This window comes from Rhodoglobus sp. G.S.23 (assembly GCF_056675935.1).
Genome location: NZ_CM155237.1, coordinates 1,501,354 through 1,520,275 on the forward strand (window position 1 = coordinate 1,501,354; position 18,922 = coordinate 1,520,275).

Below are 18,922 nucleotides of genomic sequence, written 5' to 3' on the forward strand. Positions count from 1 at the left end.
CCAGACTACCTGAGGTCGGGTTGGGCGAGCTTCTGAATGATGGCGTCGGCTGTCGATGCGCCAATGCCAGGTACTTCGATGATCTCGTCAACTGAGGCCCCCCTGAGCCTGGCGACGGATCCAAAATGCTGAAGGAGGGTCTTGATCCGCGCTGGTCCAAGGCCCGGGACAGTTGCGAGAACCGACGACACATCTTTCGATCGACGCTGTCGTTGATGAGTAATAGCAAAACGATGGGCTTCATCCCGAAGCCGCTGAATCAAAAAGAGTGCATCACTATTACGCGGCAGGATGACCGGAAAGTCAGAATCCGGAAGCCAAATTTCTTCGAGCCTTTTCGCGATCCCTGCGAGTTGAATGCCAGAAACCCCCGACTCTTCTAGCGCACGTTTCGCTGCGGAAACCTGCGGCTGGCCACCATCAACAATCAGAAGTTGTGGCGGATAGGCAAACTTTGTGGAGCTCACGGGCTGCTGGGTGAGGTTCGACAGCTCACCAGCGACATCTTGCTCATCCAGCGCCGTCGATTCTTCTGACTTAGCGAGGTCCTTCACTGGGGTTGGTTGACCTGATTCTGGCACGGTAGCTCCGACCGCTAGATAGGCGAGCCGGCGCTTAAGCACCTGGTAGATCGAGTCAGTGTCGTCCGTCGTTTCCGCGATGTTGAAGCGCCGATAGTGCTGCTTTTTCGGCAATCCGTCTTCGAAGACCACCATTGATGCCACAACGTTCGTTCCCGAGAGGTGCGAGACGTCGAAGCACTCCATTCGCAGTGGAGCCTCAGACATGCCTAGTGCTTCTTGGATGTCGGCCAGAGCTTGAGAGCGAGCAACGAAGTCACCACTGCGCTTCGACTTGTAGAGCATCAGCGCGTTCTTTGCGTTTGTCTCGACGGTCTGAGCGAGTGCAGCTTTCTCACCGCGTTGCGCAACCCGCAATCGAGCGCGAGCTCCTATTCCACGCCGCTGAGCTAGCCACTCTTCTAGCACCGTGCTGTCTTCGGGCAATGCCGGCACTATGACGTCGCGCGGAGGTGACGCGTCGTCATACGCATTCTGAAGCACAGACTCGACCAGACCGCCAAGATCGACATCAAGTTCCTTGTCGACGACCCAGCCCCGCACACCTCGAATACGTCCGCCTCGCACGATGAACTGCTGCACGGCAGCTGCGAGCTCATCATGTGCGATTCCAAAGAAGTCGGCGTCAACATCTTCAGAGAGCACGATTTGGTTCTTGGCCAGTGCCGTTTCGAGGGCACCTATCTGATCCCGATAGCGGGCGGCAGACTCGTAGTCTTGCGAGGCTGCTGACTGATTCATCTGTTCCCGGATCGAATTGAGCATCCGTGAGTCATTGCCCGCCATAAACGAGGCGAAGTCCAGCGCAATCGACTTGTGATCCTCGAGGGTAACTCGCCCTACGCACGGCGCTGCACATTTTCCGATATCTCCCAGCAGACAGGGGCGACCTGTATGTTGCGCACGCTTGTAGACCGACTGCGAACAACTTCGCATGGGGAAAGCCTTGAGCATAACGTCGACGGTGTCGCGAATTGCCCAGGCTCGGGAGTAGGGTCCGAAATAGCGCGCGTTCGGAAGATTTCGGTTACGGGTGACGAGCACGCGAGGAACGTCGTCGCCCATTGTGATTGCCAGATACGGGTACGACTTGTCGTCTTTGTACTGAACATTGAACGGCGGATCGAATTCCTTAATCCAAGTGTATTCGAGTTGCAGCGCTTCGAAGTCGTTTCCTACGATTGTCCACTCGACGTCGGTTGCCGAAAGCACCATACGGCGAGTGCGCTCGTGGAGCGACGATAGCGGTGCGAAGTAGTTGCTCAACCGCGAACGGAGGTTCTTGGCCTTGCCGACGTACAAAACTCTCTTGCGATCGTCTATGAAGCGATAGACGCCTGGCTGAGTAGGAATATCACCCGCGCGAGGGCGCCAACTGACTGTTTCAGCCATGTCGTTCCCTTTCCTCGCTAGATGCAATCTTTGTTCCGTGCGCCGTTTTCACTCTAGACATCCGGACGATTGATTAGACACGGTTGCCGCTGAGCACCTCGTCGAGGAACTTTCCGGTGTGGCTATCTTTCACCTTGGCGAGCTTTTCCGGCGTGCCCGTGAATAGCAGTTGACCACCGCCGGCTCCGCCCTCAGGCCCGAGATCGATAAGCCAGTCTGCGGATTTAATAACATCGAGATTGTGTTCGATCACGATGACCGTGTTTCCCTTATCAACGAGACCATTGAGCACTAAGAGCAACTTGCGAACATCCTCGAAGTGAAGCCCAGTAGTCGGCTCATCGAGGACATAGATGCTGCGCCCCATCGATCGCTTCTGTAGTTCGGTCGCGAGCTTTACCCGTTGTGCTTCGCCACCGGAAAGTGTGGTTGCACTTTGACCGAGTCGCACATAGCCGAGTCCAACCTCTTCTAGCGTCTTCAGGTATCGATGGATGCTAGAGATCGCCTCAAAGAACTCTGCAGCCTCGCTAATGGGCATGTCGAGAACTTCTGCGATGTTCTTGGATTTGTACTTCACAGCGAGTGTGTCGCGGTTGTAACGGGCTCCCCCGCATACTTCGCAAGCGACGTAGACATCAGGGAGAAAGTTCATCTCGATCTTGATTGTTCCGTCGCCCGAACAGTTCTCGCAGCGGCCACCCTTCACATTGAAGCTAAATCGACCGGGAAGGTAACCTCGTGCTTTTGCATCCCCTGTTTCAGAAAACAGCGTGCGAATTTTGTCGAAGACGCCGGTATAGGTGGCGGGGTTTGACCGGGGTGTGCGACCTATGGGATTTTGATCGACGTGGACAACCTTGTCTAGGTTCTCGAGACCGGTGACCCGCGTGTGCTTGCCGGGGATCTGACGTGCACCGTTGAGTTCGTTGGCGAGAACCCTATACAAAATGTCGTTAACGAGACTCGATTTTCCTGAACCACTCACTCCGGTCACCGCGGTGAACGTGCCGAGGGGAAACTTCACGGTGACGTTCTGGAGGTTGTTGGCTCGCGCACCTTCCACAGTAATTTGCCGGTCGCGGTCAATTGGTCGACGCTTTTTCGGCGTTTCAATCGCCTTTCGTCCTGACAAGTAGTCTGCGGTAATCGATTCCGTGTTCTTCAGAAGGTCAGCATAGGAGCCAGAATGCACGACTTCTCCGCCGTGTTCGCCAGCACCCGGCCCAATATCGACAATCCAGTCCGCAGTGCGAATGGTGTCTTCGTCGTGCTCGACGACGATGAGGGTGTTGCCAAGGTTCTTGAGCTTCACCAAGGTCTCGATCAACCGGCGATTGTCCCTCTGGTGAAGACCGATGCTGGGTTCATCAAGGACATAAAGCACACCAGTAAGCCCAGACCCGATCTGAGTTGCAAGTCTGATGCGCTGAGCTTCGCCACCGCTCAAAGTCGCGGCTGCGCGGGCGAGGTTGAGATAGCTCAATCCGACCTCGACCAAAAATTCCAAACGAAGCCGGATTTCGCGCAACACTTGGGCCGCGATACGAGCATCGCGCTCTGAAAGTGTGATGCCGTTCATGAAACCGTAGGCGTCACTGAGGCTCAATTCGCAAATATCAGAGATGCTGCGATCAGCAACGGTGACGGCGAGAACTTCTGGTTTGAGTCGTTTGCCCTGGCAGACGGGGCAAGGGATTTCGCGCAGGTAGGCGGCATGACGTTGCCGTTGAACGTCAGTTTCTGCCTCGAGATACTTGCGTTCGATGTACGGTATAACTCCCTCGAACCCGGTCGAATACTTCATTTCTCGGCCGTAGCGATTCTTCCACTTGACGGAGACTTTGAAGTTATTTCCGGTCAGAATCGCATCCTTGACGTCCTCTGGAAGCTCGCCCCAGGGCGTGTCCAAAGAAAAATCTAGGTCTTGGGCTAGGCCGCCGAGCAACTTCTCGAAATAGTTATAGAGGCCCTTTCCTGCGTTGGTCCACGGCAGAATTGCGCCCTCTGACAGGCTTACTGAATCATCGGCGATTAATAGATCCGCGTCGATCGACATGCGGGTACCCAGCCCGGAACATTCGGGACAGGCACCGAATGGAGCGTTGAATGAGAAGGTTCGAGGCTCAATCTCAGTAAGTTGGATGGGGTGGTTGTTGGGGCAGGAGAGTTTCTCTGAGAATGAACGCCATGCAGCATCGCCCTCTTCGTCCACAAAGTTGATCGCAACAGTTCCATCGGTAAGTCGAAGTGCCGTTTCGAGGGAATCGGTGAGGCGAGTGAGGATGTCTTCGTTAGCGACGAGGCGGTCAACGACGACGGAGATGTCGTGTTTAACCTGCTTTTTGAGTTTGGGAGGATCGTTCAGTTGAATCACGTCGCCATCCACCAACGCGCGTGAGTATCCGCTCGACGTTAATTCGGCGAATAGGTCAACGAACTCGCCCTTCTTCTGACTAACGACCGGGCTCACGACCTGGTAGCGAGTGCCACTCTCGAGTTTCATGAGCTGATCAGCAATCTGCTGCACAGACTGACGTTCGATCTTTTCGCCACACACAGCACAGTGCGGGACCCCGATGCGCGCCCAGAGGAGCCGCATGTAGTCGTAGATCTCTGTGATCGTGCCAACAGTGGACCGCGGATTACGGTTCGTCGACTTCTGATCGATCGACACTGCAGGGCTGAGACCCTCGATGAAGTCAACATCAGGTCGGTCGACTTGACCAAGAAACTGCCGCGCGTAAGCGGAGAGAGATTCTACATAGCGGCGTTGACCTTCAGCGAAGATCGTGTCGAACGCAAGGCTCGACTTTCCTGACCCAGAAAGACCGGTGAAAACCACGAGCGAATCACGAGGTATTTCGAGGTCAACGTTCTTGAGGTTGTGAACTCGAGCGCCGCGGACGCTGAGGTGAGAATTGGGGATCAACGGAGCAGTAGTCACTCTTACTATTCTACGGAGACCACTGACATTGCCTGAACGTTTGCCTTGTGAGGGCGATAATGAACATATGCACATCGCGCACGTGGCCAGTTTCTATTCAGTTCCGGCGCTCTCCCCCTCAAGCGCGGTGCGTTCACGCGGAATCGCGTACCGCGCGGCTGGTCACGAATTTTCGGTAATTGTGCCTGGAATTGTCGCGTCCGTAAAATGGACCGAGTACGGCACCGTGGTCACGGTTCCCGCACGTGGACCCGCAATGCGCCGTGGGTTTGTGAGGATTCCCCTCGCGATCCGCCGTGCGCTTGATCGGCTAGTTCCCGACCGCCTTGAGGTTGCCGATCGCCTGAGTTTTCGCCAACTGGGAATCTGGGCGCGAAACAACCATGTACCGGCAATACTTCTAGCCGACGATGTGCAAGCTAAGTGGTCGACCGACGCAGCGCTGACGAACTATGAGCGAGTTGTGTGTGGCAGCGAGTCGACGACACTTCGCTCCGCGTACCTCGACGCCAGTAGAATCTTGACGGTTGAGCCCGGGGTGGATCTGGAGATTTTCACTCCGTTGCGCCACAACTCTGCTCTCCGCGACACGAGCGGTGCCGATGTGATTGTGGTGTGTGCCGCGCCGCTCACCACTGGCGGCGCTGTAGCAGTCGCTATAGAAGCTATCCGTGCCATTACTATCCAGGGGATCGATGCGCATCTAGTGGTCGTGGGTGACGGTCCGCTGCGCAATCGACTCGAGCGGAGCGCCTCTGGGCTGCCAGTGCAATTCTTGAGCGCCGACGACCTCTCCTTAGCCGAACGCGCCGAGGTCTTTGCCACCGCAGACTTCGCGTTCGTCACGGTTGGCGGCACCATCGGTCATGGGATCACTCTTGAGTCCCTCGCGTCTGGCACCCCGGTAATCGTGAGCGCGCACATCCAGGGCCACATTGATTTTCGAGATGGCGGTGGCCTCAGCACTTCCGCGGATCCTGCGCACATGGCACAAGCAACCCTGGTGCTTCGCGCCGAACCAGTGGAGAGGCGTAGGCGTGCTGCACGCGAGACCGCACTACCTTTTGATGCGATGCCACTCGCCCGCGCCATGATTGACCTTCACGAATCGCTGGGCTAAGCAATGAAAGTTAACGCAAGTGACCAGCCTGTTCCATCTGGCGTAGTTCTTTCTTGAGATCCTGAACTTCGTCACGCAATCGCGCAGCAAGTTCGAATTTCAATTCGGATGCCGCTTGCAACATCTGTTCATTGAGCTCGGAAATGATCTGCTCAAGGTCGTTTCCACCGCTCGCTGCGATTCCCTCACGTGAAAGATTGGGTGTAGGTGCCCTCTTTTTACCATCACGATTGCGGGTGGAAAGAAGCTCGGCGGTGTCGGCGCCCTCGCGGAGGAGAGCATCAGTGATATCGGCGATCTTCTTGCGAAGCGGTTGCGGGTCGATGCCGTGTTCGGTGTTGTATGCGACTTGCTTTTCGCGACGACGATCAGTTTCTTCGATGGCGAACTGCATGGACCGGGTGATGACATCCGCGTACATGTGGACCTCACCGGAGACGTTTCGTGCTGCTCGTCCGATGGTCTGGATGAGAGACGTCGATGAACGAAGGAATCCTTCTTTATCGGCGTCGAGAATCGCGACGAGAGAGACTTCGGGAAGATCGAGCCCCTCCCTGAGCAGATTGATACCGACGAGCACGTCGTAGACCCCCTGCCGCAGTTCAGTGAGCAACTCGACGCGACGAAGGGTGTCAACGTCGGCGTGCAGGTATCGCACCCGAACGCCGTGCTCTGACAGGAACTCTGTGAGCTCTTCCGCCATTTTCTTGGTCAGCGTGGTGACCAAGATCCGCTCGTTCTTCTCGACCCTCGTGGTGATCTGTTCGAGGAGATCGTCTATCTGGCCCTTCGATGGTTTAACCACAATTTGGGGATCAACCAGTCCGGTCGGTCGGATGACCTGCTCAACGATTGAGTCGGTAATTCCTAGCTCGTATTTTCCGGGGGTGGCCGAGAGGTAAATCTTTTGACCAACGCGTTCTAGGAACTCTTCCCAGCGAAGTGGACGGTTGTCGAGCGCACTCGGTAACCGAAATCCGTGCTCAACGAGGGTGCGCTTTCGGGAAGCGTCGCCCTCGTACATCGCGCCAATTTGGGGCACCGTTACATGAGACTCATCAATTACGACCAAGAAGTCTTCGGGAAAATAGTCAAGGAGACAGCTCGGTGGCTCGCCAGGCTGGCGTCCATCCATGTGCAGGGAGTAATTCTCGATGCCGTTGCAGAAACCGATTTGCTCCATCATCTCGATGTCATACGTTGTGCGCATCCGCAACCGTTGTGCCTCGAGCAACTTGCCTTGGCGTTCGAGGACTGCCAGTCGATCGGCGAGCTCCGCTTGAATCGACACGATCGCTGTCTTAATCGTTTCTGGGCTCGCCGCGTAGTGCGTTCCGGGGAAAACAGAAACGGCATCCATCTTTTTGACAATTTCGCCGGTCAGCGGGTGCAGAGAGTAAAGAGCTTCAATCTCGTCGCCAAACATCTCCACGCGAATCGCCAGCTCTTCATACACCGGAATGATCTCGATGGTGTCGCCACGAACGCGAAAGTTGCCCCGCGAGAAGTCATAGTCGTTGCGCTGGTATTGCATGCTCACAAACTTGCGAATGAGCGTCTCACGATCAATACGCATTCCCACCTGAAGAGCAATCATTGCCTCGAGGTAGGACTCTGCCGCCCCCAAGCCGTAGATGCTTGACACAGTGGAAACCACGACGGTGTCGCGGCGACTGAGTAAGGAGTTTGTCGTGGAGTGTCGTAGCCGTTCGACCTCGGCATTGATCGACGAATCTTTCTCGATGAACGTATCCGTTTGCGGGATATAGGCCTCAGGCTGGTAGTAGTCGTAGTACGACACGAAGTACTCGACAGCATTGTTGGGCATCAGGTCACGGAACTCATTAGCGAGCTGGGCTGCCAGTGTTTTGTTGTGCGACATGATGAGAGTCGGACGCTGAACCTGCTCGATAAGCCACGCTGTCGTTGCCGACTTTCCGGTACCCGTCGCGCCAAGCAACACCACGTCAGTCTCTCCGGCGTTGATCCGCTGCGCGAGTTGCCGAATGGCCTCTGGCTGATCGCCAGACGGTGAGTACTCGCTGATCACCTCAAATGGACGCACTGAGCGGGTAGGTTGCATTACTCAAGTCTAAGCATGCGCACTGACAACTTGATTAGAGAGATGCCTGCAGCTGCGCGACGATGCGGGACCACACTTGGTCGGCTTGATGCTCGGTATCGTCAAGCGAACCATTTGTCTCAATAACGAAGTCGGCAACGGCGCGACGATCTTGGGATGTGGCCTGGGATTGCACACGACCCCGAGCCTCGCTCTGAGACATCCCCCGATGCTCGATTAGTCGTTGAATCCGCACTTCAGGTTCAGCTTCAACCGTGACAACAAGCTCAAAGCGGTCGAGAGACTGTGCAGACTCCACTAGCAATGGGATGTCGTAGACGATCATCGCATCGGGATTCAGCCGAGCAGCATCGTCAAAATGACGTTGCGCAAGTCGCCCGATCGCGGGATGAGTGATGGCGTTGAGGTCCTCCCGAGCCTGACTGTCTCGAAAGATTATGTCGCCCAGCGCTGCACGGTTCAGCGACCCGTCCTCCGAAAGCACGCCGGGGCCGAATCGATGAGCAATCACGTCAAGAACTCGCGAGCCGGGCTCGACCACTTCGCGAGCCAGAGCATCCGCATCCACTACGACCGCACCGTGCTGTTTCCAGCGCTGTGCAACTGTGGACTTACCTGACGCAATGCCACCGGTGAGCGCTAATAAGTGCATTCTCTAATGCTAGCCTCAGCGTGTTGAAAGGAACTCCGGATGCTTGAGGTGCTTACCGGTAGCGGTCTGGCTGTAGCGGCCGGACTCAATGCCTACATCCCGCTGCTAATTTTGGGGCTCGCAGGGCGAGTCTTTGATTTCGTTGAGTTGCCGGGCGCGTGGACTTGGCTCGAAAATCCTTGGGTCTTGGTGATTCTCGGTGTGCTTCTTGTCGTCGAAATCGTGGCGGACAAAATCCCCGTCGTGGATTCCGTCAATGACTGGATCCAAAGTGTCATACGCCCCGCCGCGGGAGGGATCGCCTTCGGCACTGGAGCTGCATCCGAAACCGCCGTTGTCACCGATCCCGCCGCGTTCTTCAGTTCCCATGCTTGGGTTCCCGTTGCGGTTGGTGTCCTCCTCGCGTTCGGAACGCACGCCACGAAGATGCTAGCGCGCCCCGCCCTCAACGCTGCTAGCGCGGGCACTGCTGCGCCCGTAGTGAGCGCTGCCGAAGATCTCAGCAGCGTGCTGCTGAGCTTCATGGCACTACTCGTGCCGGTGATCGGCCTTGTTGCCCTAATCGCCCTGGTTGCTCTCGTCATTGTGCGGATTCGTCGATCACGACGCGGACGGCTAACCCGCCAGTAGCGGACCTCAGCCAGTTGCTCGCCTCGCACCAGCTTGTGATCGAGGGCCTCGCACCCTCGCTGCCGGCGTTGGCAAGCGAGCTCTCGTCCGCTGGATGCTTCTCCCGTTAACGGACTGTGGCCAGCCTCCCGAAGGAGACTGGCCACAGAAATTCAACTAGAGACTAGTTGTTGCTCGAAAGCTTTTCGCGCAGAGCGGCGAGAGTCTCGTCGTCTGCAAGGGTTCCTGAACCAGCAGCGGATGCTGCCTCGTCGTTCGAGAACGAGGACGATCCAGCAGGTGCACTGCTGATCGACTCTTCCTGAATGGCGGCTGCAGCAACCTGCTTCTTGTGCTGTTCCCAACGCTCCTGAGCGGCAGCATAGTCCTGCTCCCACTTCTCGCGCTGTGACTCGAAGCCGTCTTTCCACTCGTTGGTCTCGGGGTCGAAACCATCGGGGTACTTGTAGTTGCCCTGGTCGTCGTACTCCGTGAGCATTCCGTAGAGTGCCGGGTCGAACTCGGTACCTTCTGGGTCAACGCCCTCGTTAGCCTGCTTGAGACTAAGCGAGATGCGACGGCGCTCGAGGTCGATGTCGATGACCTTGACGAATACTTCGTCGCCAACCGAAACAACCTGCTCGGCGAGCTCAACGTGCTTGCCGGAGAGCTCGGAGATGTGAACGAGACCCTCGATGCCGTCTGCGACGCGAACGAACGCACCGAACGGAACGAGCTTGGTGACCTTACCCGGTGCAACCTGTCCGATTGCGTGGGTGCGGGCGAATACCTGCCACGGGTCTTCCTGCGTTGCCTTGAGCGACAGCGAAACGCGCTCGCGCTCGAGGTCAACCTCAAGAATTTCGACGGTAACTTCCTGGCCAACTTCAACAACTTCTGAAGCGTGCTCAATGTGCTTCCAGGAGAGCTCAGAAACGTGGACGAGTCCGTCTACGCCGCCGAGATCAACGAACGCACCGAAGTTGACGATCGAGGAAACGACACCCTTGCGAACCTGGCCCTTGGCCAAGTTGTTGAGGAACGAAGTGCGGCTAGCCGACTGAGTCTCTTCGAGAAGGGCACGACGCGACAGAACAACGTTGTTGCGGTTCTTGTCGAGTTCGAGGATCTTCGCTTCGATCTCCTGGCCGAGGTACGGCGTGAGGTCGCGAACGCGGCGAAGCTCGATGAGCGATGCGGGGAGGAATCCACGAAGACCGATGTCGACGATGAGTCCACCCTTGACGACCTCAATGACAGAACCGGTGACAACGCCATCCGATTCCTTGATGAGTTCGACGTCGCCCCATGCACGCTCGTACTGTGCGCGCTTCTTCGACAGGATGAGACGGCCTTCTTTGTCTTCTTTCTGAAGAACAAGAGCCTCAACGGTGTCGCCAACGTTGACAACCTCGGTGGGGTCAACGTCGTGCTTGATGGAAAGTTCACGGGAGGGGATTACACCCTCGGTCTTGTAACCGACGTCGAGGAGAACCTCGTCACGATCGATTTTGACGACGGTACCTTCGATAAGGTCACCATCGTTGAAGAACTTCAGAGTCTTTTCGACCGCGGCGAGAAAATCTTCAGCAGATCCAATGTCATTGATGGCGACCTGCTTGGGTGCCTTGTCGGTCGTTGCGATTGTCATGTAGTAGTAGCTCCGGTATGGGTTGCGCTTCGAAAAGCGCACAATTGGGCCAACGGCAATAAGTAATTTTGTGATCGCCGCAGGCAGGCGAATAAGAAGTCGCAATTGCGACACTCCAGCCTAGCGCCTCAGGTGAGGGAAAACCAACCAGCCGACCCCAGTGTTTCTCTTTAGTTGGGGAAAACTGCGCCTTCACGGCACGGATATGAAATCAGCATCCTCGCTAGGGCTTTTCATAGTGGGCGAGTACTGCGGTTCGCAGAGTGTCAAGCCCTACTCCCCCGACGTTGAGTGCTCGGCGGTGGAAGGCGCGCAAATCGAAGGATTCGCCTTCGCGCGCTTTGCACTCGTCTCGCAGCTCTTCCCAGATTCGCTGTCCTACTTTGTAGGACGGGGCTTGGCCCGGCCAGCCAAAGTAACGGTTCACTTCAAACCGAACATTAGCGGGATCGAGCGTGACATTCTTCGTCATGAAGTCAAGAGCGTAGTCCCAGTCCCAGACTCCGGTCCCGTCGAGTTTGGGCTTGCCCAGATGTACACCGATGTCGAGAACAACCCGCGCTGCACGCATCCGCTGGCCGTCGAGCATGCCGAAGCGATTCGCTGGATCATCAAGAAAACCAAGCTCGCTCATAAACCGTTCAGCGTAGAGAGCCCACCCCTCGGCGTGACCCGAAGTGCCAGACAGCTGTCGACGGTAGGTATTCAACTGATTGCGGTTGTATACGGCCTGAGCGATCTGAAGATGATGGCCGGGCACGCCCTCGTGGTAAACGGTTGTCGCTTCTCGCCACGTAGTGAATTCGGTCACCGACTCTGGCACTGACCACCACATGCGGCCGGGGCGCGAGAAGTCGTCGCTTGGCCCGGTGTAGTAGATGATTCCGTCGTGTGTTGGAGCGATCATGCACTCAAGCGCTCGCATGGGCTCTGCAATATCGAAATGTGTGCCGGCCAAGGCATTCACGGCCTCATCGCTCAGGTTCTGCATCCACTCGCGGAGCGCCTCGGTGCCATGGAGAGTCCGCGCAGGATCTGAATCGAGATGAGCAATCGCTTCCGCGACTGTAGCCCCTGGCTTGATTTCACGGGCGATTTCTTCTTGCTCACGAGTCATGCGAGCGAGTTCTTCAATTCCCCACTCATAGGTTTCGTCGAGATCGATCTTGGAACCAAGGAAGCTCTGGGACTGGAGGGTATAAAGCTCCCGGCCGAAGGCGTCTTGCATCGAAGCTCGTGGAGCTAGTTCAGTGCGGAGAAACTCTTCGAGTTTGAGGTAACTTTTGGCCGCTTCCGACGCACCGTCGTTTAGAGCACTTTCTAGCGCTGCATCGCCTGCTGCAACTGGCTGAGCCGCCGCGATAAAGCTATCGAAGAATCCACCCGGTGCTGAGATTTGTTTCGCCTGAGCGATAACTTCAGCAACTTGACGCTGGGCCGGAACGACCGCCTGATCAATGCCGTGGCGGAGGGTGGCAATGTAGCCATCGATCGCGGCGGGAATGTTGTGAAGTCGGTCTGCAATAACCGACCAATCGTCTCCGGACGCAGTGGGCATGAGATCGAGTACGCCACGGATGTCTTGAGCTGGGCTTGCCAGATTATTGAGATCGCGCATCCACAAGCTCGCAGCATCAGAGTCGAGTTCAAGCTGCAGCGTCGACACCATATCGGACTTGGTAACGAGATCCACGTGGTCAACAACAGCCTCATTCTTGAGACGCTCTAGGACATCGCGAGTAGCTTCAACAATCTCAGAGTGCCCTTCTGGTGAATAGTCGGCATACCCAGAATGCGCACCCGGCGATCCGATCCAGGTACCGATTGCTGGGTTGAGTCTTGTCAAAGTCTCAACCCACTCTTCGGCGATCGCGTCGATCGGCGTGGACTCACGCGATGCACCGGAATCCTCGTTGCTTGGCTGAAGCTTCGATTCTGACATCTTTGTCTGGCTCCTTTTTTAGCGGATCTTGTTGCTAGTCGTCTAGTTCGCTAGCAAGCAGCCGAGCTAACGACTCAAGCGCGGCTTCTGCGCCGTCATCATCGGATGTCAACGTCACAGAATGACCGAACTCGATCCCCAGCGATAGCACGCTGAGAATGCTCGCCGCGTTGACAGTCTTGCCTGTCGAGTCGGTGAGCATCACTGTCACTCCACAGGTACTTACCGCTTGAGCAAATAGAGATGCTGGGCGAGCGTGAAGCCCCACCTTTGATCCGATGGTTGCGGTTCTGCTTGTCATCTCTGCTCCTCGCTGCGGCTAGTGTTCGCCGTAATTCTTGAAAACCCTAATGAGCTGCCGAATCCCAGTTGTGTCCCGTACCAATTTGAACGTCTAGCGGGACAGAGAGGTTCGCAGCACCCGACATCCGCTCATGAACGATAGTAGTCATTTGCTCAAGCTCTCCCCCAGCGATTTCAAAGACCAATTCATCGTGAACTTGGAGAAGCATCCGCGATTTAAGTTCGCCCTCACGAATATCGGCATCGATCTGCAACATCGCAATTTTGAGGATATCGGCGGCCGATCCCTGAATGGGTGAGTTCAATGCTTGGCGCTCCGCGTTGTCACGCAAAACACGATTCTTCGAATTCAGGTCGCCAAAGGGTCGCCGGCGACCGAATATCGTTGTGGTGTAGCCGTCGACTCGCGCCTGCTCGACAACATTGCGCAAGTAGTCCCGCACAGCACCGAACCGCGCAAAGTAGTCCGTCATTAGTGCCTTGGCTTCGCTCGTCTCAATACGTAATTGCTTACTGAGGCCGAAAGCACTGAGTCCGTAAGCTAAGCCGTAGGACATCGCTTTCACCTTGGTTCGCATTTCCGACGTGACATCGGCCGGCTCGACTCCAAAGATTCTGGATCCGACAAAACGATGCAAATCTTCGCCATCGTTGAAAGCCTGAATGAGCCCTTCATCTCCAGAAAGATGGGCCATGATGCGCATTTCAATTTGCGAATAATCGGCGGTCAATAGAGTGTCGAATCCAGCGCCAGCTTCGAAAGCTGACCGAATCTGCCGCCCTGTCGCTGTTTTGATGGGAACGTTCTGCAGATTGGGTTCATTAGACGCAATGCGACCGGTGCTTGACCCTGCTTGCTCGTACGTCGTGTGTACGCGACCCGACTCATCAATCGCTTTCTCAATGCCGGTGATGATTTGAGCCAGCTTTGTGGCATCCCTGTGCTTGAGCAATAGATCGAGGAACGGATGCGGAGCTTGCTCTTGCAGGTCAGCAAGGCTAGCAGCATCCGTGGAATAGCCGGTCTTGTTTGCGCGCGTCTTTGGCATCTCCAGCTGAGTGAACAGCACCTCTTGAAGCTGCTTCGGACTACCTAAATTAATCTCGCGCCCAATTACCTCGAAGGCATTGCGAGCGACTTCTGCTGCTGTTTCAGACAGTGAAGTACTGAGATCGTTGAGCAATTGCCGATTCACGGCAATGCCCGAACGCTCCATTCGAGCAAATACAGGAACAAGCGGCATCTCGATCTCGGTCAGAACACCGAGCGAACCTTCGTCTAGTCGACCGGCAAGATAGTCCGCGACGCGAATAACGTACCAAGACAGGGTCGCGGCGCTCAGCGCCTCTGTTTCGGGTACAAGCTGATTGGGGTCGCTTTGTTCGATCGTTTCGCCTAGGTAGTTGTACACCTGGGCCTCGAGCTCTTCAGGTTTTCCGCTTGGCTTGAGCACCCATGCAGCAAGCATCGTATCGAAGGCAATCCCGGCGATCTCGAGACCGTTAGCCAAGGCGACCTTGAGCTGCGCTTTGGCGGAATGCATGAACTTCGGAGCGTCGCTGGCTAACCACTCGGTGAGCGCTGCGTAGTCGAGTCGGTCTGCTGCCCAGGGCACAAACGCAGTTTCGGTTGCGGTTGCTAGCCCGAGGCCGGTCACCTTGCCGTCAACGGTTGTCAGTGTGAGGCCGAGAGGCTTTGTGCCTTGAGCGCTGTTCGTAGCAATCCACTTAGCAAGTTCTTCATCAACCATCGTGCGCACAACGGGAACAGTGGTTGCTGTTTCGAGGGCTGTCGACGAGGAGGGTTCATCGCCGCGTTCGGCTGCCGCAATCTTGAGCACGCGTTGAAGCAGAGTTTTGAACTGGAGTCGATCAAAAACTTCCTGAACTGCTGCTTCGTCGATGGGGCGTCGGTCGAGATCGCCGACGGTAACCGGCAATTCGACATCAGTAAGAAGGTGGTTGAGCTTGCGGTTGCGAACCGCGCGATCCATCTGATCCCGCAAATTTTGCCCAACCACGCCCTTAATTTCTTCGGCATGAGCTAGCACTTCGTCAAGCGATCCGTAGAGATTGATCCACTTGACCGCGGTCTTCTCCCCCACTTTGTCAACGCCGATGAGGTTGTCACTAGTCTCGCCAACCAAAGCTGCGACATCCGGATATTGGTGGGGTTCCACGCCGTAGCGTTCGAAAACAGCATCGCGGTCGTACCGCTTCAACTCGGAAACGCCACGAGCATTTGGATACAGCAAAGTGACGTCATCGTTGACCATTTGAATTGCATCACGGTCGCCAGAAACAACAAGTACCCGGTAGCCATTGTCGGAACCCTCATGGGCGAGCGTGGCGAGGATGTCGTCTGCTTCGTAATCTTCTTTGCTGAGAGTTTGGACACCCATGGCCTTGAGAGCCTCCTCCAGCAGCGGAATTTGCCCCACGAACTCGACAGGCGTTTCGCCACGCGTCCCTTTGTATTCGGGGTACTCCCGCGTGCGGAAGGAATAGCGGGAAATATCGAACGCCACGGCGAGATGCGTGGGTTTCTCATTCTGCAAGAGAGAGATCAGCATCGACAAGAAGCCGTGAATGGCATTGGTATGTTGACCCTCCCTGTTCTGGAAACTATCGACAGGGAGCGCATAAAACGCTCGGAAGGCCAACGAGTGGCCGTCAATGATCATGAGGGTAGGCTTTTGATTATCCGACACGCAGCCAGCCTAGCCGCGCCTGCCGACAGCCGGAACGACTTAGCTTGAAGGGCCCCTCTGTGAAGTATCCCGATGACCTCGATCCTGAACTCGTCGCACGACTTATTGAATCAGGAGGCGGAGCACTCACCCAGAAGATGGGGATCGAGTTTCTAGAGTTGGGAGCCGAACGCTCGGTTGCAACTATGCCCGTTGAGGGCAACACCCAGGTGATCGGTATTTTGCACGGCGGCGCTCACGTTGTGCTCGGTGAGTCACTTGGCTCAATATCTTCTGCGATTCATGCCGGCCCCGGTCGAGTCGCCATGGGCATCGAAGTGAACGCGACCCACACCCGAGCAGTGCGCGAAGGAATAGTCACCGCGACGTGTACCGCGATCGCTCTGAGCCGCACACTGGCCACTCACGAAATCGTGATCCGTGACGAACAGGAACGTCGACTCTCGACGGTTCGCATCACGAACATCCTGAAGGATCGCCACACCCCATAGCGCGGTGCAGGCCCCAAGATCAGCGCGGGCCTCATGGCGGCGCCATAACGCGCCAGAAACTACTTCTTGGCGCTGAGCTGGTCGATGATGGCCTGCGACACATCGTGCATCGTCAAGCGACGATCCATAGATGCCTTCTGAATCCAACGGAATGCATCAGGTTCGCTCAGCCCCATTTTTTCATTCAGCAGGCCCTTGGCGCGATCAACGAGTTTGCGAGTTTCGAAACGCTCGACGAGGTCACTGACTTCCGCTTCGAGAGTAATGATCTGCGCATAGCGACTAAGCGCAATCTCAATCGCTGGCAGCAGATCGCTCGGAGTGAACGGCTTGACGACATAGGCAAGCGCACCAGCCTCTGAAGCACGCTCTACGAGCTCCTTCTGGCTGAAGGCGGTAAGCAGCACGACCGGGGCGATGTGGTTGGCGCTCAGGCGTTCAGCGGCTGAGATGCCGTCGAGCTGAGGCATCTTAACATCCATGATGACCAGATCGGGGCGCAACTCTGTGGCCAAGGCCACGGCGGTCTCGCCGTCACCGGCTTCACCGACAACCTCATAGCCGGCGTCACGGAGAATTTCTACGATGTCCCTGCGGATGAGAGACTCATCTTCGGCAACGACGACGCGGCGAGGAGCAGTGGGATTGGTGTTTTGGTCAGTCACAAGTGCAAGCCTACGGTATTCTATTCAGCGTTGTAGTCAGCCGAATTGGCGGAATGGTAGACGCGGAGCACTCAAAATGCTTTGTTCGAAAGGACGTGTGGGTTCGAGTCCCACATTCGGCACAATATTTACAGAATGAGACCGAGATCAGAACCCCTGATCTCGGTCTTATTCGTTAACGCGCCATCCGCTATCGCATTGTTCGTTAACGGCGCGTGCCGGCGAGAACCGTTGGGTCCTCGCCGGCACGCTGGCGACAATTATCTGAGTGAACTAGTTGTTCGCCCAGACTGGCGCCTTGGCATTAATTGCGTCACCGATGATGTGCACGCGAAGGTCATTTGTCGATCCCGCGATTCCGGGAGGGGAACCGGAAATAACGACTACCTTGTCCCCAATCTCAGCGAGCTTCTGATCAAGCAGAACTTGATCAACTTGGCGGTACATTTCATCCGTGTGGGTAACACGGTCGACAATAAATGATTCGATTCCCCAGATCAGCGACATGCGGCGTTGAATCTCAGGGTTCGGCGTGAAGGCCTTCATGGGAATGCGGAACCTCAGTCGTGACATCCGACGTGCAGAGTCACCAGATTCGGTGAAGACACAGACATATTTTGCTTCAACGAACGCGGCAACATCGGCTGCTGCAAGTGTGATTGCACCGCCCTGTGTCTTCGGCTTCGTGCCCAGCTCAGCAATACGGTCGAGACCGTGTTCTTCTGTTGAAGCAACAATCTTTGCCATGGTCTGAACCGTGATCACGGGGTACTCCCCCACGCTGGTTTCGCCGCTGAGCATGACGGCGTCAGCACCGTCCAAAATCGCATTGGCGACGTCGGACGTTTCCGCGCGCGTCGGTACGGGGCTAGAAATCATGGACTCAAGCATTTGGGTCGCAACAATGACCGGCTTAGCCATCCGGCGAGCCAACTCGACCGTACGCTTCTGAACAATCGGAACCGCCTCGAGAGGAAGTTCAACGCCAAGGTCGCCACGCGCAACCATGATGGCGTCGAAGGCGTCAATGATTGCCTCAAGGTGATCGACAGCCTGTGGCTTCTCAATCTTGGCGATGACAGGAACCCGACGGCCCTCTTCGTCCATAATCTCGTGAACCCGAACGATGTCTTCAGCATTGCGAACGAACGACAACGCGATCAGGTCAGCGCCAAGCTTGAGACCCCAGCGAAGGTCATCTTCGTCCTTTTCCGACAGAGCAGGAACGTTGACTGCAACACCAGGCAAATTGATGCCCTTGTTGTTCGATACTGCGCCAGCAACGATGACTTCGGTGGTCACGACAGTATCCGTCGCGCTCACAACCTTGACCTTGACCTTGCCATCATCAATGAGCAGGAAGTCGCCAGGGGCCACATCCTGAGGCAATCCCTTGAAAGTAGTCCCGCAAATCTCGCGGTTACCGACGATATCGTCGATCGTGATCTTGAAAATGTCACCGACTGCGAGGTCGTAGGGTCCATCTTCGAACTTGCCAAGACGAATCTTAGGGCCCTGAAGGTCAACCATCACTGCAACCGGCTTGCCAGCGTCCTCGGCGGCACGACGCACATTCGCGTACACCTCTTCGTGGACGGCGTAGTTTCCATGGCTGAGGTTCATGCGAGCAACATCGACACCTGCATCGATGATTGCCCTGATGTTCTCGTAGCTCGACGTAGCCGGGCCGAGCGTCGCGACGATTTTTGCGCGTCTCATAACTTCCTTTGACAATTCAGTGGTGGTGAATGGGTGGTGGTACTAGTGGTGGTGAT

The 18,922-nt window shown here is 56.1% G+C and carries 13 protein-coding genes and 1 tRNA gene; 4 read left to right on the forward strand and 10 right to left on the reverse strand.

Going from position 1 to position 18,922, the window contains the following annotated elements:
* Nucleotides 1-5: 5 nt before the first annotated feature.
* Together uvrC and uvrA are read right to left on the reverse strand one after the other, a co-directional pair.
* Nucleotides 6-1,973 carry an excinuclease ABC subunit UvrC gene (gene uvrC, locus AC1ENN_RS07240; protein WP_480390778.1) on the reverse strand — a complete coding sequence of 656 codons (1,968 nt, stop codon included), beginning with the start codon at nucleotides 1,971-1,973 and terminating at the stop codon, nucleotides 6-8.
* A 73-nt stretch (nucleotides 1,974-2,046) separates the two neighbouring features.
* The gene (uvrA, locus tag AC1ENN_RS07245) at nucleotides 2,047-4,920 is read right to left on the reverse strand and encodes an excinuclease ABC subunit UvrA (protein WP_449646692.1); all 2,874 of its coding nucleotides are present in this window, start codon (nucleotides 4,918-4,920) and stop codon (nucleotides 2,047-2,049) included.
* Between the two features lie 67 nt (nucleotides 4,921-4,987).
* Here uvrA and AC1ENN_RS07250 point away from each other — a divergent pair, with 67 nt between their 5' ends.
* On the forward strand, nucleotides 4,988-6,040 hold the full coding sequence (locus AC1ENN_RS07250) for a glycosyltransferase (RefSeq protein WP_480405744.1): 1,053 nt from the start codon (nucleotides 4,988-4,990) through the stop codon (nucleotides 6,038-6,040).
* A gap of 10 nt (nucleotides 6,041-6,050) precedes the next feature.
* Here AC1ENN_RS07250 and uvrB read toward each other — a convergent pair whose 3' ends face one another.
* Nucleotides 6,051-8,123 carry an excinuclease ABC subunit UvrB gene (gene uvrB, locus AC1ENN_RS07255; protein WP_449646694.1) on the reverse strand — a complete coding sequence of 691 codons (2,073 nt, stop codon included), beginning with the start codon at nucleotides 8,121-8,123 and terminating at the stop codon, nucleotides 6,051-6,053.
* A 34-nt stretch (nucleotides 8,124-8,157) separates the two neighbouring features.
* Complete coding sequence (coaE, locus tag AC1ENN_RS07260) at nucleotides 8,158-8,775, reverse strand: dephospho-CoA kinase (protein ID WP_480405745.1); 618 nt, start codon at nucleotides 8,773-8,775, stop codon at nucleotides 8,158-8,160.
* Nucleotides 8,776-8,814: 39 nt separating this feature from the next.
* On the opposite strand from coaE, the gene AC1ENN_RS07265 reads away from it, so the two are divergent.
* Nucleotides 8,815-9,405: a DUF4126 domain-containing protein gene (locus AC1ENN_RS07265; RefSeq protein WP_449646696.1), complete on the forward strand. Its 591-nt coding sequence runs from the start codon at nucleotides 8,815-8,817 to the stop codon at nucleotides 9,403-9,405.
* Between the two features lie 163 nt (nucleotides 9,406-9,568).
* Here the strand turns inward: AC1ENN_RS07265 and rpsA are convergent, their stop codons facing one another.
* From rpsA to polA, 4 genes are all read right to left on the reverse strand, one after another.
* Nucleotides 9,569-11,035 (reverse strand): 30S ribosomal protein S1, encoded by a 1,467-nt coding sequence (gene rpsA / locus AC1ENN_RS07270; protein ID WP_449646697.1) that lies wholly within the window; start codon nucleotides 11,033-11,035, stop codon nucleotides 9,569-9,571.
* A gap of 223 nt (nucleotides 11,036-11,258) precedes the next feature.
* Nucleotides 11,259-12,977 carry a DUF885 domain-containing protein gene (locus AC1ENN_RS07275; protein WP_480390782.1) on the reverse strand — a complete coding sequence of 573 codons (1,719 nt, stop codon included), beginning with the start codon at nucleotides 12,975-12,977 and terminating at the stop codon, nucleotides 11,259-11,261.
* 34 nt (nucleotides 12,978-13,011) lie between these two features.
* Nucleotides 13,012-13,278: an HPr family phosphocarrier protein gene (locus AC1ENN_RS07280; RefSeq protein ID WP_449646699.1), complete on the reverse strand. Its 267-nt coding sequence runs from the start codon at nucleotides 13,276-13,278 to the stop codon at nucleotides 13,012-13,014.
* Nucleotides 13,279-13,324: 46 nt separating this feature from the next.
* Complete coding sequence (gene polA / locus AC1ENN_RS07285) at nucleotides 13,325-15,991, reverse strand: DNA polymerase I (protein ID WP_480405746.1); 2,667 nt, start codon at nucleotides 15,989-15,991, stop codon at nucleotides 13,325-13,327.
* Nucleotides 15,992-16,050: 59 nt separating this feature from the next.
* Here polA and AC1ENN_RS07290 point away from each other — a divergent pair, with 59 nt between their 5' ends.
* Entirely contained in the window at nucleotides 16,051-16,482 is a 432-nt protein-coding gene (locus tag AC1ENN_RS07290; protein ID WP_449646701.1) for a PaaI family thioesterase, read from the forward strand.
* 59 nt (nucleotides 16,483-16,541) lie between these two features.
* Here AC1ENN_RS07290 and AC1ENN_RS07295 read toward each other — a convergent pair whose 3' ends face one another.
* The gene (locus tag AC1ENN_RS07295) at nucleotides 16,542-17,147 is read right to left on the reverse strand and encodes an ANTAR domain-containing response regulator (protein WP_480405747.1); all 606 of its coding nucleotides are present in this window, start codon (nucleotides 17,145-17,147) and stop codon (nucleotides 16,542-16,544) included.
* Nucleotides 17,148-17,186: 39 nt separating this feature from the next.
* On the opposite strand from AC1ENN_RS07295, the gene AC1ENN_RS07300 reads away from it, so the two are divergent.
* Nucleotides 17,187-17,269, forward strand: a tRNA-Leu gene (locus tag AC1ENN_RS07300).
* A gap of 151 nt (nucleotides 17,270-17,420) precedes the next feature.
* On the opposite strand, the gene pyk is transcribed toward AC1ENN_RS07300, so the two are convergent.
* On the reverse strand, nucleotides 17,421-18,866 hold the full coding sequence (pyk, locus tag AC1ENN_RS07305) for a pyruvate kinase (RefSeq protein ID WP_449646702.1): 1,446 nt from the start codon (nucleotides 18,864-18,866) through the stop codon (nucleotides 17,421-17,423).
* Nucleotides 18,867-18,922: the final 56 nt, after the last annotated feature.

What these genes read in the sequence shown, in the direction of transcription:
- uvrC (WP_480390778.1), bottom strand. Translation starts at nt 1,973, where the DNA reads ATGGCTGAAACAGTCAGTTGGCGCCCTCGCGCGGGTGATATTCCTACT.
- AC1ENN_RS07250 (WP_480405744.1), top strand. Translation starts at nt 4,988, where the DNA reads ATGCACATCGCGCACGTGGCCAGTTTCTATTCAGTTCCGGCGCTCTCC.
- uvrB (WP_449646694.1), bottom strand. Translation starts at nt 8,123, where the DNA reads ATGCAACCTACCCGCTCAGTGCGTCCATTTGAGGTGATCAGCGAGTAC.
- coaE (WP_480405745.1), bottom strand. Translation starts at nt 8,775, where the DNA reads ATGCACTTATTAGCGCTCACCGGTGGCATTGCGTCAGGTAAGTCCACA.
- AC1ENN_RS07265 (WP_449646696.1), top strand. Translation starts at nt 8,815, where the DNA reads ATGCTTGAGGTGCTTACCGGTAGCGGTCTGGCTGTAGCGGCCGGACTC.
- rpsA (WP_449646697.1), bottom strand. Translation starts at nt 11,035, where the DNA reads ATGACAATCGCAACGACCGACAAGGCACCCAAGCAGGTCGCCATCAAT.
- AC1ENN_RS07275 (WP_480390782.1), bottom strand. Translation starts at nt 12,977, where the DNA reads ATGTCAGAATCGAAGCTTCAGCCAAGCAACGAGGATTCCGGTGCATCG.
- AC1ENN_RS07280 (WP_449646699.1), bottom strand. Translation starts at nt 13,278, where the DNA reads ATGACAAGCAGAACCGCAACCATCGGATCAAAGGTGGGGCTTCACGCT.
- pyk (WP_449646702.1), bottom strand. Translation starts at nt 18,866, where the DNA reads ATGAGACGCGCAAAAATCGTCGCGACGCTCGGCCCGGCTACGTCGAGC.